The 14,106-nt window shown below is 73.5% G+C and carries 15 protein-coding genes; 6 read left to right on the top strand and 9 right to left on the bottom strand.

Translation table 11 applies throughout. From position 1 onward, the window contains the following. Nucleotides 1-85: 85 nt before the first annotated feature. Nucleotides 86-604 (bottom strand): hypothetical protein, encoded by a 519-nt coding sequence (locus tag AB0I91_RS25940; RefSeq protein WP_498784350.1) that lies wholly within the window; start codon nt 602-604, stop codon nt 86-88. A gap of 186 nt (nt 605-790) precedes the next feature. Between AB0I91_RS25940 and AB0I91_RS25935 the strand changes: the two genes are divergently transcribed. After that, nucleotides 791-1,378: a superoxide dismutase gene (locus AB0I91_RS25935; protein ID WP_499639256.1), complete on the top strand. Its 588-nt coding sequence runs from the start codon at nt 791-793 to the stop codon at nt 1,376-1,378. Nucleotides 1,379-1,382: 4 nt separating this feature from the next. Here AB0I91_RS25935 and AB0I91_RS25930 read toward each other — a convergent pair whose 3' ends face one another. From AB0I91_RS25930 to AB0I91_RS25920, 3 genes are read right to left on the bottom strand one after another with little or no spacing between them, the layout of a single operon-like run. After that, on the bottom strand, nt 1,383-1,688 hold the full coding sequence (locus tag AB0I91_RS25930; RefSeq protein ID WP_498784346.1) for a GNAT family N-acetyltransferase: 306 nt from the start codon (nt 1,686-1,688) through the stop codon (nt 1,383-1,385). Between the two features lie 26 nt (nt 1,689-1,714). After that, entirely contained in the window at nt 1,715-2,701 is a 987-nt protein-coding gene (locus AB0I91_RS25925; protein WP_499639254.1) for a hypothetical protein, read from the bottom strand. Continuing rightward, on the bottom strand, nt 2,698-3,192 hold the full coding sequence (locus tag AB0I91_RS25920; RefSeq protein ID WP_499639252.1) for a SigE family RNA polymerase sigma factor: 495 nt from the start codon (nt 3,190-3,192) through the stop codon (nt 2,698-2,700). Before AB0I91_RS25920 ends, AB0I91_RS25925 begins: the two co-directional genes overlap by 4 nt. A gap of 174 nt (nt 3,193-3,366) precedes the next feature. Between AB0I91_RS25920 and AB0I91_RS25915 the strand changes: the two genes are divergently transcribed. Next, the gene (locus AB0I91_RS25915) at nt 3,367-4,101 is read left to right on the top strand and encodes a GNAT family N-acetyltransferase (protein WP_499612409.1); all 735 of its coding nucleotides are present in this window, start codon (nt 3,367-3,369) and stop codon (nt 4,099-4,101) included. Here AB0I91_RS25915 and AB0I91_RS25910 read toward each other — a convergent pair. Together AB0I91_RS25910 and AB0I91_RS25905 are read right to left on the bottom strand one after the other, a co-directional pair. Beyond that, a complete protein-coding gene (locus AB0I91_RS25910) occupies nt 4,024-4,932 on the bottom strand; it encodes a S1C family serine protease (protein WP_498784338.1) in 909 nt (302 codons plus the stop codon). The genes AB0I91_RS25915 and AB0I91_RS25910 overlap by 78 nt on opposite strands. A 107-nt stretch (nt 4,933-5,039) precedes the next feature. Continuing rightward, nucleotides 5,040-6,257 (bottom strand): SGNH/GDSL hydrolase family protein, encoded by a 1,218-nt coding sequence (locus AB0I91_RS25905; RefSeq protein WP_498784336.1) that lies wholly within the window; start codon nt 6,255-6,257, stop codon nt 5,040-5,042. 191 nt (nt 6,258-6,448) lie between these two features. Between AB0I91_RS25905 and AB0I91_RS25900 the strand changes: the two genes are divergently transcribed. Then, complete coding sequence (locus AB0I91_RS25900) at nt 6,449-7,213, top strand: hypothetical protein (protein WP_498784334.1); 765 nt, start codon at nt 6,449-6,451, stop codon at nt 7,211-7,213. A 41-nt stretch (nt 7,214-7,254) separates the two neighbouring features. On the opposite strand, the gene AB0I91_RS25895 is transcribed toward AB0I91_RS25900, so the two are convergent. The 3 genes from AB0I91_RS25895 to AB0I91_RS25885 all read right to left on the bottom strand — a co-directional run bounded on the left by AB0I91_RS25895 (nt 7,255) and on the right by AB0I91_RS25885 (nt 10,190). Next, nucleotides 7,255-8,400, bottom strand: a complete 1,146-nt coding sequence (locus AB0I91_RS25895; RefSeq protein ID WP_499639249.1) for a glycosyltransferase — start codon at nt 8,398-8,400, stop codon at nt 7,255-7,257. A 103-nt stretch (nt 8,401-8,503) separates the two neighbouring features. After that, nucleotides 8,504-9,649 carry a glycosyltransferase gene (locus tag AB0I91_RS25890; protein WP_498784329.1) on the bottom strand — a complete coding sequence of 382 codons (1,146 nt, stop codon included), beginning with the start codon at nt 9,647-9,649 and terminating at the stop codon, nt 8,504-8,506. A gap of 49 nt (nt 9,650-9,698) precedes the next feature. Next, nucleotides 9,699-10,190, bottom strand: a complete 492-nt coding sequence (locus AB0I91_RS25885) for a MarR family winged helix-turn-helix transcriptional regulator (protein ID WP_498784327.1) — start codon at nt 10,188-10,190, stop codon at nt 9,699-9,701. A 74-nt stretch (nt 10,191-10,264) separates the two neighbouring features. Between AB0I91_RS25885 and AB0I91_RS25880 the strand changes: the two genes are divergently transcribed. The 3 genes from AB0I91_RS25880 to sigJ all read left to right on the top strand — a co-directional run bounded on the left by AB0I91_RS25880 (nt 10,265) and on the right by sigJ (nt 14,068). Then, nucleotides 10,265-12,280 (top strand): MMPL family transporter, encoded by a 2,016-nt coding sequence (locus tag AB0I91_RS25880; RefSeq protein WP_499639247.1) that lies wholly within the window; start codon nt 10,265-10,267, stop codon nt 12,278-12,280. A gap of 82 nt (nt 12,281-12,362) precedes the next feature. Continuing rightward, nucleotides 12,363-13,103 (top strand): SDR family oxidoreductase, encoded by a 741-nt coding sequence (locus AB0I91_RS25875; RefSeq protein ID WP_498784323.1) that lies wholly within the window; start codon nt 12,363-12,365, stop codon nt 13,101-13,103. Further along, a complete protein-coding gene (gene sigJ / locus AB0I91_RS25870; RefSeq protein ID WP_499639245.1) occupies nt 13,100-14,068 on the top strand; it encodes an RNA polymerase sigma factor SigJ in 969 nt (322 codons plus the stop codon). The genes AB0I91_RS25875 and sigJ overlap by 4 nt, the downstream gene beginning before the upstream one ends. Nucleotides 14,069-14,106 lie beyond the last annotated feature (38 nt).

The raw sequence follows: 14,106 nt of genomic DNA, 5'->3' as shown, positions 1-14,106 counted from the left end.
GCTGTGGGCACTGTTGCGCGACAACCGGCCGTTCACAACGACAAGTTCCGCCACACCAGCGCCCACAGCCACTTGACACGGGTCATTAAGACTCGGTGACCCGGTAGTAGCGGATCGCGGTGTAGGCGCTCGCCGCCTGCGCCGTCCACTTCCGCTCCACGGGAGGCGCGCCGTCGGGGCCGGTCTGCTCGCGCACGACCGGTTCCGACTTCGCGTCGTCGGCCCAGCGCACGAACAGCGCGGCGTGGTAGGAGGTGATGAGCGCGTCACCCGGGCGCAGGTCGGCGTGCGCGATCGGGGTGGCCACGTCGCCGAGCGTGACCGTGGTGCGGGAGTGCGTCAGGCCCCACGCCATCGAGACGTAGCCCGAGCAGTCGGTGCGGTAGCTGCCGTGCTCGTTCTGGTGACAGGCCTGCTGGCTGTACGGCACCCCGGCGTCCAACCAGGACTGCGACCGGGTCAGCGCCTCGCCGCGCGAGGTGACGCGGTCCTCCGCGGTCGTGCCGCACGCGATCAACGCGCCGGGCTCGTCGGCCGCGTGCGCGATCGGCGCCTGGAACGCCGCCGTGCACGCGAGGGCGGCGATCAGGGTGCGGGTGCTCATCGAACCCCCTCGGGTCCCGGTGCGCCGCCCTCTCGGCGGGCGGCGACGTGGCACCACGAGGTTTCCCCGCGTCCGGCGGACCAGTGCCGAACCACCCGGCCGAGTGGTCCGCCACGCGCGCGGTTTCACCCGGAGCGGCGAGGGTAGTCGAGCGGTGATCGCAGCGGACGCGTGGAGGGAACCGGCATGCGCATCGTCTTCGTCGTGGCCGCGCTCAGCGTGGCGGTGGGGTGCGGCGGCGACCCGGGACCGGACGACGCCAGGTCGTCGGAGGAAGAGGTGGGCGTCCGGGAGATCGGTGTGCTCGCCCCGGTCGAGGCGGCGGACGTGGCGTTCACCTACGACCCCGAGGCCGCGCCGCCGGGCGCGGAGCTGGAGTTGGAGGTGATCCCGGGCGACGGCGCGACGACCGTGCGGCTGTCCGCCGACCTGCTCCAGCCCGACCGCGGGTACGCCGTCCACGCGCACACCGACCCGTGCGGCAAGAACGGCACCGACGCCGGTCCGCACTACCAGCACGAGGTCGACCCCGCCGCGACGCCCGAGCGGCCGTCGGTCGACCCGGCCTACGCCAACCCGCGCAACGAGATCTGGCTGGAGCTGACCACCGACGGCCAGGGCAACGGCCTGGCCGAGACCACCGTGCCGTTCGCGTTCGACGACCGCGCGCCGTCCTCGATCGTGCTGCACGAGCAGCCGACCACCGCGACCGAGCACGGCCGGGCGGGCAGCGCGGGCGCCCGGCTCGCCTGCTTCACCGCGTCGTTCCGCTGAGCGCTCAGTCCACGGCGGTGCTCTTCGGCGCGCGGTAGACGATGTCGACGTACTCGCGGTGCCGCTCGATGTAGCCCTTGATGAACGGGCACAGCGGCAGCACGGGCAGCTCCCACGCCCGCGCCTGGTCGAGCGCGGCGCGGGCGAGGGCGCTGCCGACGCCCTTGCCCTCGAACGCGGGCTCCACCTCGGTGTGGGTGAACACGATCAGGTCGGGCGTGCGGAGGTAGACAGCCTTGCCCGCCGCCGTGCCGTCGACCACCGCCGCGAAGTGCTTCTCCGCGGGAACGTCGTGCACCTCGATGACCATGGCGGGATCCTCGCACGGCCCACCGCTCACGTCTCCTTGAGGACCACGGCCCAGTCGCCGCTGGTGCGCTCGACGATGACCGTGAGGTCCACCGTGGCCCCCGGCTCCACCGCGACCTCCCAGTACTCCTGACTGGTGTCCATCAGGTAGGAGGACCGGTAGGTCCACGTGGCGTGCTCGACCACCTCGACCCCGTTGACCAGCACCCGGATGCGGCCCGGGGTGTTGACGGCCACCCCGACGTAGACCGGCCGGCCCGGCAGGCTCACGGTGCTCCGCCACGTGCCGTTCGGCTGGTCGGGGTCGGCTCGCAGCTCGTAGACCCTCCGTTGGCCCGGGTTGGTGTTGTCCAGCGCCGGGTCGATGGGCTCCAAGGTCTCCGGGCGGGGCGGGAACGGGTAGTCCTCGGGCGCGACCGGGACGCCGACGGCCAGGCCCAAAGTGGCGTCGGGCGGCATCGGGCCGGAGTGCGGCCACCGCTCCTCCTCGTCCCAGAGCTGCTCTCCCGCCGACAGGGTCACCGTCACGGGCGTGCCGACCCCGATGCCGTGCTTCGCCCACTCGAAGGTGACGTTCATCGGGGGTCCGCAGGTCAGGCCGTCGCCGTACGGCACGCCGTTGACGACGAGGGTGGCGTACATCTGCTTGTCGTCGTCGTTCGCGTCGCAGGCGATGAACAGCTTCGGGTCGGGCGTGGTGGGCGCGAACCGGAGGGTGATGGCCGACGCGGGCGCCCGGCCGGACGTCTGCGCGACGATCCGCGTGCCTTCGTGGTGCTCGGAGAACACGATCGGCTTCGGCTCGGCGGGTTGGGACTCGCGCTGGACCGGCGTCCGCAACGCGAAGGCCACGCCCAGCACGGCCACGAGCGAGGCCGCGACCGCCGCCACCACCCGTCGCCGCCGGGAGGCCTCGACCCTGGCCTGGATACCGGACATGCGGGGGCCGTGCGCGGCGTCGGGCGGCAGTTCGGCGTGGTGGCGCAGCACCTCGGTGAGGTCGGTCAGGTTCATCGCCGCACCCCTTCCCGGGTGATGGTGTCGTCCAGCCGCAACCGGGCCAGCGCCTTGCTGGTCTGGCTCTTCACCGTGCCGACGGAGACGCCGAGGGCGTGCGCCGCCTGTGCTTCGGTCAGGTCCTCGTAGAACCGCAGCACGACCACGGCGCGTTGGCGGCGGGGGAGGCGTCCCAAGGCCTGCCACAGCCAGTCGCGCTGGTCGACGGCGGCCTCCGGGGACGCGCCGACCGGCTCGGGCAGCACGTCGGTCGGCCGTTCGTCGCGCCACTTGCGGCGCCACCAGGTGGCGTAGGTGTTGACGATGATCCGGCGCACGTACGGCTCCGGGTCGCCCTGCACCCGCCGCCACGCCCGCCACGCCCGCGCCAGCGCCGTCTGCAGCAGGTCTTCCGCGTGCCCCCTGTCCCTGGTCAACAGGAACGCCGTGCGCAGCAGGCGTGGTGACGCCCCCACCACGAACTCCTCGAACCCCTCGGGTACTCCCACCACCACGGCCCTTCGCCTCGTCCGACGCACCTACTACCAGTCGGCGTGCGCGGATGGTTGCCGTCGGCCGGGAATCCGGCCGGCCTGTCGACGACGTGCACTTTCAGGTGGTCCGCCCTCGGCGATCGGAGAAATCAGTGCACCTGGGTGGAGGCGATCGGGCAGGCTGTCGCGATGGGGTACGCGGTGCGCGACTACGTCGCCGGTGACGAACCGTCGTGGCTGCGATGCCGGGTGTCGTCCTTCCTGGGCACCGCGTGGCACGACGACGCGGTCGCGGCGAAGCCGGCGGTGTCCGGCGCGGAACTCGTGGCGGTGGACGGTGACGTGGTCGTCGGCATCCTCGACCTGGCGGTCGACGGCGAGCTGGCCACCATTGAGACGATCGCCGTGCACCCCGACCACCAGCACCGGGGGATCGGCGGCGCGCTGCTGTCGCGGGCTCGGGCTCGGGCCACGGCGTTGGGGGCGACCACGTTGGACGCCTGGACCCGGGACGACCCGCCGACGGTGCGCTGGTACCGCGCCATGGGCTTCGCCGAGAGCGACCACCACCTGCGGGTGATCGCCGACGGGGCGGCGCGCGCCGTCGTGCCCCGCCCCGGTCCGCGCGTGGCGCAGGCGTTCCCGCGCGCTGGTCGGGTGGAGGAGGCGGGGGCGCGTGGGGAGCCCTCGCACGCCGACCGGGCGGTGTCGCGGCGGGAGGTCACGCGCGTCGATCGGGCGGACGGGGAAGGGGTACGGGAGGTCGCGCGCGCCGATCAGGCGGACGGGGCGCGGTCGCGGCGGGAACTTGCGAGGGTGCGCGAGCACCGGCGGTTCGCGATGGCGTTACGTGGTGAGCTCGCTGGGCGTGGCGATGACGTCGACCATCGCGCCGTTGCGCAGGACCGTCACCGGCAGCGGTAGGCCGATGGCCTCGGCGAACAGCTGCCGCTGGATGCCCTGGGCGTCGCTGACCGGCGTGCGCGCCACGCTGAGCACCAGGTCGCCGTCGCGCAGCCCCGCCCGCTCGGCCGGACCGCCCGGCACGACCTGCACCAGCCGGACGCCCGCGCGTTGCCCGGTGCGCTCGGCGACGGCGTCCGGCAGCGGCGCGGGGGCGCCGATCACGCCGAGGTAGGCCCGCCGCACCCGGCCCTCGACCATCAGGGTCGACAGGATGCGCCGGGTGGTGCTGTTCATCGGGATGGCCAGGCCGAGGCCGATGCCCGCCAACGCGGTGTTGATGCCGACCACCTCGCCGGCGGAGTTGGCCAGCGCGCCGCCGGAGTTGCCCGGGTTGAGCGCCGCGTCGGTCTGGATCACGTCCTCGATCACGCGTCCGGCCCGGCCGTTGCTCACCGGCACCGCGCGGCCCAGCGCGCTGACCACCCCGGCGGTCACCGAGCCGGCCAGGCCCAGCGGGTTGCCGACGGCGATGACGAGCTGGCCGACCTGGAGGTGGTCGGCGTCGCCGAACCTCGCCGCGCCGGGGGCCTCCGCCGACGCCTTGAGCACGGCGAGATCGGCGAGCGGGTCGGCGCCGACGACCGTGAACGGCGACTCGGCGCCGTCGGCGAACACCGCCGTGCCGTCCCGCCCGCCGCCGACGACGTGCGCGTTGGTCAGCAGGTAGCCGTCGTCGGTGAACACCACCGCCGACCCGGTCCCGCGCGGCATGCGCACGCTGGCCACGTGCGGCGTGACCGACTTCGCGACCGCGATGACGGCCTGCGAGTAGGCGTCCAGCGGATCCATCGGCGCCTCCCTCGATTACACGATTACGCACTCAATCGTGCTCTCGCGCGGGCCGTGCTGTCCGGGGCGTTCGCCGACAGCGGACCCACCCCGGACAGCGCAGCGGCTCAGCGGCGCAGCAGCATGGCCAGGTCGACGGCGTTCGCCATGGCTTCCGTGCCCGCGTCGTTCGGGTGCAGGTGGTCGCCGCTGTCGTAGGCCGGGTTCAGCGTGGCCGGGTCGCCGGGCACGCCCGTCGCGGCGGCGAAGTCCACCACGCCGTCGAACTCGCCGGACGTGCGGATCCAGTCGTTGAGCGCGCGCCAGGTCGCTTCGCGCTCCTCGGTCCAGATGAAGGAACCCTTGAACGGCAGGATCGTGCCGCCGTAGACCTTCACGCCCGCGGCCCGCGCCTGCGCGATCACGTCCCGGTGCCCGGCGATCAGGTCCTCGGCCGACGCGCTGTAGCCGATGTCGTTGACCGCCTCCAGCAGGATCATCGCCTTGACGCCGGTCTGCGACAGCACGTCGCGCCGCACCCGCGTGACGCCCGCGACGCCCCAGAACGGCTCGTCCCGGTCGGCGATGAGGCGGTTGCCGCCCAGGCCCGCGTTCACCACGGACAGCGTGCGCCCCGGCACCGCGTTCAGCCGCCTGGCCAGGAAGTCCGGCCAGCGGCGGTTCGCGTTGCCGGTGGTGTTGGCGGTGTCGGTGATCGAGTCGCCGAACGCCACCACCGTGCCCGCGACCCGCCGCGCGGGTGCGACGTCGACGCCGTTGACGACCATCCAGCAGGGCGTGTCCCGGAACCCGCCCGACAGCGCGCCGGTCCGGTCGCCGGGCGCCAGGTAGTTGCCCTGCGCGGTGAACGGGTGGTTGGTCAGCGGGCCGGTGGCCTCCGGCACGTAGGCGCTCACCAGCAGCGTGGACAGCGCCTCGACGTCCAGCCGGACCGGGTCGCTGAAGACCTCCCGGCCGGCCGGCACCGTGACGTCCCGCCTGCCCTTGAACGTCAACGCGCGCAACGTGCCGGGCACCGCCGCGTCACCAGACTGCTGCACGGCGACCGTCGCGCGGCCCACCCGCAACGGCGTCGTGCCGAACGCGTTGGTCACCCGGACCCGCACCGACCCACCGCCGGCGCTGAGGAACACCACGTTGCGCACGGTCTGGTCCCGCAGCCCCTCGCCCGCCGGGCAGTCGCTCCACGGGATCTCGCTGCCCACCACGGGACTCGCCGCCCAGCCGGCCACCCAGGGCCTGCCGTGCGCGGTCGCGGCCGACGGCAGCACGGCCGTCGCCACGAGCGCGGCTATCACGGCCAGTGTCCCCACGTGTCTTGCCATGAAGGTCTCCCAACGCCGGTCGTCTTTGGTGGCGTCGCCGACCGTGGCAGCGGGTCGATTAACCGGTCAAGCGCCTCACGACGAGCGGCGCGATAGTTGCGATGAGTGGCCCGGACTTACGTGTTAAGCAGGGCTGCGGGTGGGTGGTCACACCGATGCGCCGGGCCCGCCGACCCGCCGAGACTGGCGGCATGGACTCGGTGCGGATCTACGACATCATGGCCTGCAACGTCTACTGGGACTTCGACGGTTCCGGCCTGCCGCGCGAGCAGCACAAGTTCCTGGTGTCGTTCCACCCGACCGACACGCCGACGCCGGAGCTGATCGAGTCGATCGTGGCCCGCGGGCCGGGTGGCTACCGGGTCGAGTTCGCCAACGAGCCCTTCACCCAGCGCAACCTCAACGGGCACATCCACGACTCCGCCATCGGCTTCTACTGGTACATGGTGAACCTGCCGACCGGGTACCTGCCGGAGGGCGAGTACACGATCGAGGTCACCGCGAAGGACGGTTCGGTGACGAGCCGGTCGCGCGTGCAGCGCCAGGAGCCGACGGACCGGATCGTGCCGGTCTACCGGGAGAACCGGGCGAAGGTCCTCGACGCGTTCACGCCGTCGCGCACCGCCGAACCCACCGGCGCCGTGCGGCGGGTCGACTGGCTCACCCTGGACGAGCTGGGCGGCCCGGACGCGTTCTACGTGTTCCGGCTCGCCGAGGGCGGCACGCTGCGCGAGTTCGACACGCAACGCCTGCTGTGGTGGGACAACATCTACCTCGACGCGGTCCGGTCGGGCGAGCCGACCACCGGCCTCAACCGCGGCGGGGTCGCCCTGCCGGTCCCGCTCGACCCGGGCAGGTCCTACGGCTACTTCGTGGAGATCACCGACGGCAACGTGCAGAGCGACGCCAACATCTGCGTGTTCCAGCCGCACCAGTTCTTCACGGTGCCCGCCTGACCGCGACCCCCGGGGTTGCGCGGTCAGGCGGGTGCGCGGTGTCAGGCGTAGTCGGGCAGGGTGCGGGCCACGTCGTGCGGCGACGGCATGGCGGCCACCTCGTCGGCGATCGCCCGCGCCGCGCCGAGGACCGCCTCGTCGGCGAGCAGGCGCCGCGCCTCGGTCGCGATCGCCTCGGCGGTCACGTCCGCGCCGAGCAGCTGCCGGCCCAGCCCGGCCTCGGTGACCATGGCGGCGTTGCTGAACTGGTCGGCGCCCTGCGGCAGGATCAGCTGCGGCACGCCCGCGCCGAACGTGCCCATCGTCGTGCCGCTGCCGCCGTGGTGCACCACGAGGTCCACGTGCGGCAGCAGGTCCGCCTGCGGCACCCACGGGAGCACGACGACGTCGTCCGGCAGCTCGCCGAGCGCGCCGGCGTCGACCGTGGGTCCGGCGGCGACGAGGACCTTGGCGCCCACGGCGACGAGGCCGTCGATGGCGGTGCGCAGCACGCCCGTCTCGCCGAACGCCGTGCCGAGCGTCAGGTACACCAGCGGTTCGCGGTGTTCGAGCACCCACGGCGGCAGCTCGCCCGGCTCGGCGAAGGGCACCGGCCGCAGCGGGATCCGGTGGCGCGCCGTGGCCAGGAACGTCGGGTCCTGCACCGACGGCGGGCAGATGTCGATGTACGGGTTGCCGAGCCCCATGACGTCGTCCTCGGGGATCTCGACACCGAGCTCCGCGGCGACGTCGAGGAGGTGCCCGCGCGCGGTGCTCGCGAACTGGTCCGCCTGCCACATCCGGCCGAACGAGTGGCACAGCCCGGGCACGCCGGCCACCTTCGCGGCCAGTCCCGCGCCGGGGTTGCCCAGCTCGTGCACCACCAGGTCGGGCTTGAGGTCGGCGATGACCGGCGCGAGCTCGGCGGCGAAGTTGCGCGGCAGCACCGAGGCGAACGCGGCCGCGATCCGGGCCGGGTCGGCGTCCTGCGGCTTGCCCACGGCGACGCCCTCGTTCGCGAGCTCGAACGCCGCGCGCAGGTCCATGCCGCCCACGACGTGCTCGATGCCGTGCGAGGTCAGGGCGTTCGCGAACGCGGCGCCGGTGAAGTAGGAGACGTCGTGGCCCAGCTCGCGGGCGGCGATCGCCAGCGGCAGCAGCGGGTAGGTGTGTCCGTGTAAACCTAGGCTGGAGAAGAGGATTCGCACTGGTTCGAGCGTAGCGAGATTTTTTCCACGGTGGGTGAATTTCGTCCGATTGGCGCTCTTCGCACCGTGAGGCGAAGATCACCTCACGGCGTCCGCGCCGCGGTCAGGCGTAGTCCGGCAGCACGCTCACCACGTCGGCCGGCGACGGCATGGCGGCGACCTCGTCGGCCATCGCCCGCGCCGCGTCGAGCACGGCGTCGTCGGTGAGCAGGCGGCGCGCCTTGTCGGCGATCACCTCGACCGCCACCTCCGCGCCGAGCACCTGGTCGCCCAGCCCGGCCTCGGTCACCATCGCGGCGTTGCCGAACTGGTCGGCGCCCTGCGGCAGGATCAGCTGCGGCACGCCCGCGCCCAACGTGCCCATCGTGGTGCCGGCGCCGCCGTGGTGCACCACGAGGTCCGCGTGCGGCAGCAGGTCGGCCTGCGGCAGCCACTCCCGCACGACGACGTTGTCCGGCAGGTCGCCCAGGTCGCCCACCTGCACGACCGTGCCGGTGGACACGAGCACCTTCGCGTCCAGCGCGGCGAGGCCCCCGATGGCGGTGCGCAGCACGTCCACCGTCGTGAACGCCGTGCCCAGGGTCAGGTACACCAGCGGTTCGCGGTGGTCGAGCACCCACGGCGGCAGCACGCCGGGCTCGGCGAACGCCACCGGCCGCAGCGGGACGCGGTCCGTCGCGGTGGCCAGGAAGTCCGGGTCCTGCAACGAGGGAGGGCAGATGTCCAGGTAGGGGTTGCCGAACCGCATGACGTCGCCGTCGGGCAGCTCCACGCCGTGCTCCGCGGCGACCTCGGCCAGGTGCAGGCGGATGTCCTCCATCGGGCCGCTGGGTCGCCAGTACCTCCCGAACGAGTGGCACACCGCGGGCACGCCGGTGGCCCTGGCCGCGAGCGCGACGCCGACGTTGGCCACCTCGTGCACGACCAGGTCGGGCTTGTGCTCGACGATGATCGGGACCAGGTCCGCGGCGTGGCGGCGCGCCAGGATCGAGCCGAACACCTTCGACACGCGCCTGGGGTCGAAGTCCGCCGCCTTGCGCGCGGCGGGGCTCGCGTTGCCGAGCTCGAACGCGTCGAGCATGTCCATCCCGCCCGTGACGTGCTCGATGCCGAGCGCGGTCAGGGCTTTCGCGAACGTGTCGGTGGTCGCGAACGTGACGTCGTGGCCCTGCTCGCGGGCGGCGATGGCCAGGGGCACCAAGGGGAACGTGTGCCCGTGCGAGCCGAGGCTAGAGAAGAGGATCTCCACTCGTGAGAGTTTGTCGCTTTGGGTTCGGCGCGGTCCGGTTACCCGCTGGTCACTGCGGGTCCGGCGAGGATGACTTCGGGTCCGGTGACCGCGTCAGCCCCGCCCGCACCGCCACGGTCGCGTCGATGCTCGCGGTCAGGAACCGGGCGATGACCTCCTTGTCGGCGTCGTCGAACTGCCGCCACGCACGGGTGAACGCGTGGTCCAGCGGCTCGAAGAAGTCGCGGCCCAGCTCCAGCGCCTTGGCCGGGACGCGCAGCTCGACCTTGCGCCGGTCGTGGGGGTTGCGCGCGCGTTCGACGTGCCCGGACGCCTCCAGCCGGTCGAGCACGGACGTGGTCGCGGACGCGCTCAGGTGCAGGGCCTCGGCCAGCCTGGTCGGCGACATCGGCTCGTCGCCCCACCGCGCGTCCATGATCACCGCGAGCGCGTCGAGGTCGGTGCGGTGCATCCGCTGCCGCTCGCCGAAGATCTCCACGAACCGGTCGGTTTCGACCGTGAGCTGCCGGAGCAACCTGACCAGGACCGAGTGGTCGGCCATGCGCCCTCCCGTTATTGTTTCGACGGTCGAATTATTGGATCGTCGAACTACATGGTCTCGGAGGTCATTGTCCCGTGCACACGACCCGGTCCCGCACGCGCTGGTTGCTGCCCGCCCTCGTGGCGGTCGCGTGGCTGGCGCTCGGCGGGTTCTCCGGCCCGTTCGCGGGCAAGCTGAGCGAGGTCGCGGTCAACGACAGCACCGCGTTCCTGCCCGCCTCCGCCGAGGCGACGGAGGTGTCCGAGCGGGTCAAGGCGTTCGGCGACGCGCGCGGCCTGCCCGCGGTCGTGGTGGCCGAACGCGCCTCCGGCCTCACCCCGGCCGACCGCGACTACCTGGGCGGCCGGGAGTTCCCCGGCGAGGCGTCGCCGGTGATCCCGTCACCGCGCGACGACCAGGCCGCGCAGGTCGTCGTCGCCGTCGACCCGGGCGACCCGGCCGGCGCGGTGGAGGCCATCCGGGCGAAGCTGACGGACCCGCCCGAGGGGCTCACCGTGCTGGTGACCGGGCCCGCCGCGCAGGTCGCCGACCTGAAGGAGGCGTTCGGCGGCATCGACGGCCTGCTGCTCCTGGTCGCGGGCGCGGTGGTGGCGCTGATCCTCGTGCTCGTCTACCGCAGCCCGTTGCTGCCGCTGGTGGTGCTGCTGTCCGGGGTGTTCGCGCTCGGGGTGGCCAGCCTCGCCGTGTACCTGCTCGCGGACGGCGACGTGATCGACCTCAACGGCCAGAGCCAGGGCATCCTGTTCATCCTGGTGTTCGGCGCGGCGACGGACTACGCGCTGCTGCTGGTGTCCCGGTTCCGCGAGGAGCTGCGCGACACCGAGGACCGCTACCGGGCGATGCGGGTGGCGTGGCGGGCCACCATCGAGCCGATCGCCGCGTCGGCGGGCACGGTCGTGCTCGGTGTGCTGTGCCTGCTGTTCAGCGACCTCAACTCGAACAAGGGCCTCGGCCCGGTGGCGGCGATCGGGATCGGCGCGGCGCTGCTCGCCTCGGTGACGTTCCTGCCCGCCGTGCTGGTCCTGCTGGGGCGGTCGGCGTTCTGGCCGTTGCGCCCGAAGCTCGGCTCGCCGCACCCGGAGGCGAGCGGGCTGTGGGCGCGGGTGGCCCGCGTGATCTCCGCCCGGCCGCGCGCGACGTGGGTCGTGACGACGGTGGTGCTGCTGGTGGGCGTGGCGTTCGTGCCGCAGCTCAAGGCGTCGGGCACGGCGCAGTCGGACGTGTTCCTCACCGAGGTCGACTCGGTGGCCGGGCAGGAGGTGCTGTCCCGCCACTTCCCGGGCGGCAGCGGCGCGCCGACCGTCGTGCTGGCCCGTGCGGGGCAGGCGCAGGCGGTGGCCGGTGCGGCGGACGTGGACGGCGTGTCCTCGGTGCGGCCGGCGGGCGAGGCGGCGGGGCTGGTGCGGCTCGACGTCGTGCTGGAGGACCCGGCGGACTCCGAGGCGGCGCTGGCGACCGTGCAACGGCTGCGTGAGGCCGTGCGCGCGGTGCCGGACGCCGACGCCAAGGTCGGCGGGCCCACCGCCACCCAGCTGGACACGCAGCTCACGTCCGAACGCGACCGGCTGGTGATCATCCCGATCGTGCTGCTGGTGATCTTCCTGGTGCTGGCGCTGCTGCTGCGGTCGCTGCTCGCGCCGTTGCTGCTGATCGCCACGGTGGTGCTGTCGTTCGCCGCGACCATGGGCGTGGCGGCGCTGGTGTTCAACGGGATCTTCGACTTCCCGGGCGCCGACCCGGTGGTGCCGCTGTTCGGGTTCGTGTTCCTGGTGGCGTTGGGGATCGACTACAACATCTTCCTGATGACGCGGGTGCGCGAGGAGTCCGCCGAGCTGGGCACGCGGGCGGGCGTGCTGCGCGGGCTGACCATCACCGGCGGGGTGATCACGTCGGCGGGGGTCGTGCTCGCGGCGACGTTCTCGGCGTTGGCGGTGCTGCCCATCCTGTTCCTCGCGCAGATCGCGTTCATCGTGGCGTTCGGCGTGCTGCTGGACACGTTCGTGGTGCGGTCGCTGCTGGTGCCGGCGCTGGGCGTGGACGTGGGCAGGCGCATCTGGTGGCCGTCCCGGCTGGCCCGGGGGAGTGACTGAGACCGGGTGATGTCACAGTCCGCGCCGGCCGGGTCGTCCTGTCCGTGACAGGGTTTTCCGGCAGATCACGAGGACGGGTTCGATGATGAGGATCGCGGTGGTCGGCGGTACGGGCGCGGCGGGGCGTCGGGTGGTCGACGAGGTGCGGCGGGTCGGGCACGAGCCGGTGGTGCTGAGCCGTGCGGACGGGGTCGACCTGCTCACCGGCGCCGGGCTCGACGCGGCGCTGGCGGGGGCCGAGGCGGTGGTCGACGTGTCGAACCCGGCGAACTGGCGGAGCCTGGAGGAGGTCGAGCGCTTCTTCACCGAGGGCACCGGCCACCTGCTGGCGTCGGCGGCGCGGGCGGGCGTGCGGCACCTGGTGGTGCTGTCGATCGTGGGCTCGGACGTGGTCGACCTCGACTACTACCTGGGCAAGCGGCGTCAGGAGGCGCTGGTGGCGGCCGGGCCGGTGCCGTGGACGGTGCTGCGGGCCACGCAGTTCTTCGAGTTCGCGTGGCAGGTGCTGGCGGGCGCGACCGGCCCGGTGGCGCAGGTGCCGCCGATGCTGTCGCAGCCGGTGTCGACGGCCGACGTGGCGGCGCGGCTGGTGGAGCTGGCGGTGGGTGAGCCGCAAGGGCTGGCCTTGCCGATCGCGGGGCCGGAGCGGATCCGGGTGGTCGACATGGCCCGGCGGGTGGTGGCGCGGCGGGGTGACGCGGTGCGGGTCGAGGAGGCGGCGGAGGGTCCGGCCGGGCTGTCCACGGGCGCGCTGTGCCCGGCGGGCGAGTACACCGAGGGCAGGGAGACGTTCGCCGAGTACCTGGAGACGGTGGGCCCGTGACCGACCGCCGCACCCGCCCCGCGACCGGCCCCGCCGCCGACCGGGTCGCCGACCCCGCGACCGACCCCGTGACCGACCCCGCCGCCGATCGGGTCGCCCGGCTGGCCGCCGAGTACACCCGCCTGCGGCCACGACTGGTCGGTGTCGCGTACTCCCTGGTCGGCACGGTCGCCGAGGCGCAGGACGTGGTGTCGGACTGCTGGCTGCGGCTGGCCGCCGCCGACGAGCAGGAGACCGTCCGCGACGTCGAGGCGTGGGCGGTGGTGGCGGTGGCGCGACGCGCGGTGGACGTGCTGCGGTCCGCGCGGGTGCGGCGCGAGGAGTACGTCGGGCCCTGGCTGCCCGAGCCGCTGGTGGACCCCGTCGCCGACGACCCGGCGGATCGGGTGACGCTGGACGACGCGGTGAGCTTCGCGCTCATGGTCGTGCTCGAAACCCTCACGCCCGCCGAACGCACCACGTGGGTGCTGCACGAGGTGTTCGGCATGCCGTTCCCGGAGATCGCCGGCGTCGTCGGCCGCAGTCCGGCCGCCGTGCGGCAACTGGCCGTCCGGGCCCGGGCGCACGTCGCGGCCGGCGCGCCGAGGGTCGACGTCGGCACGGTCGAGCACCGCCGCGCCGTCGACGCGTTCCTGCGCGCCGTCGGCCACGGCGACCTGCGCGGCCTGCTGGCCGTGCTCGACCCGGACGTCGTGCTGACCAGCGATGGCGGCGGCCTGCGCGGGGTGGCCCGTCGGCCGGTGCTCGGCGCGGACCGGGTGGCGTGGTTCCTGGTCGCCGTGCGCCGCAAGATGCCCGCCGGTCAGGGCATCACGCCGGTCGCGGTGAACGGCGGTCCCGGGTTCGCCGCGACGACCGGCACGGCCACCAGGTTCGTCTGCTCCTTCACCGTCCACGACGGGAAGGTCCGGCGGGTGGACATCGTGGCCACGCCCGACAAGCTGCCGCCCGAGCCGGCCGGGTAGGCCACCGCACGCCGCCGGGCGTCACGTCCGGCGGCGTG

The organism is Actinosynnema sp. NPDC049800 (assembly GCF_040656635.1).
Taxonomy (GTDB): Bacteria; Actinomycetota; Actinomycetes; order Mycobacteriales; family Pseudonocardiaceae; genus Actinosynnema.
The sequence above is the reverse complement of the archived record's forward strand: the minus strand, read 5'-3'. Positions and strand labels throughout refer to the sequence as shown.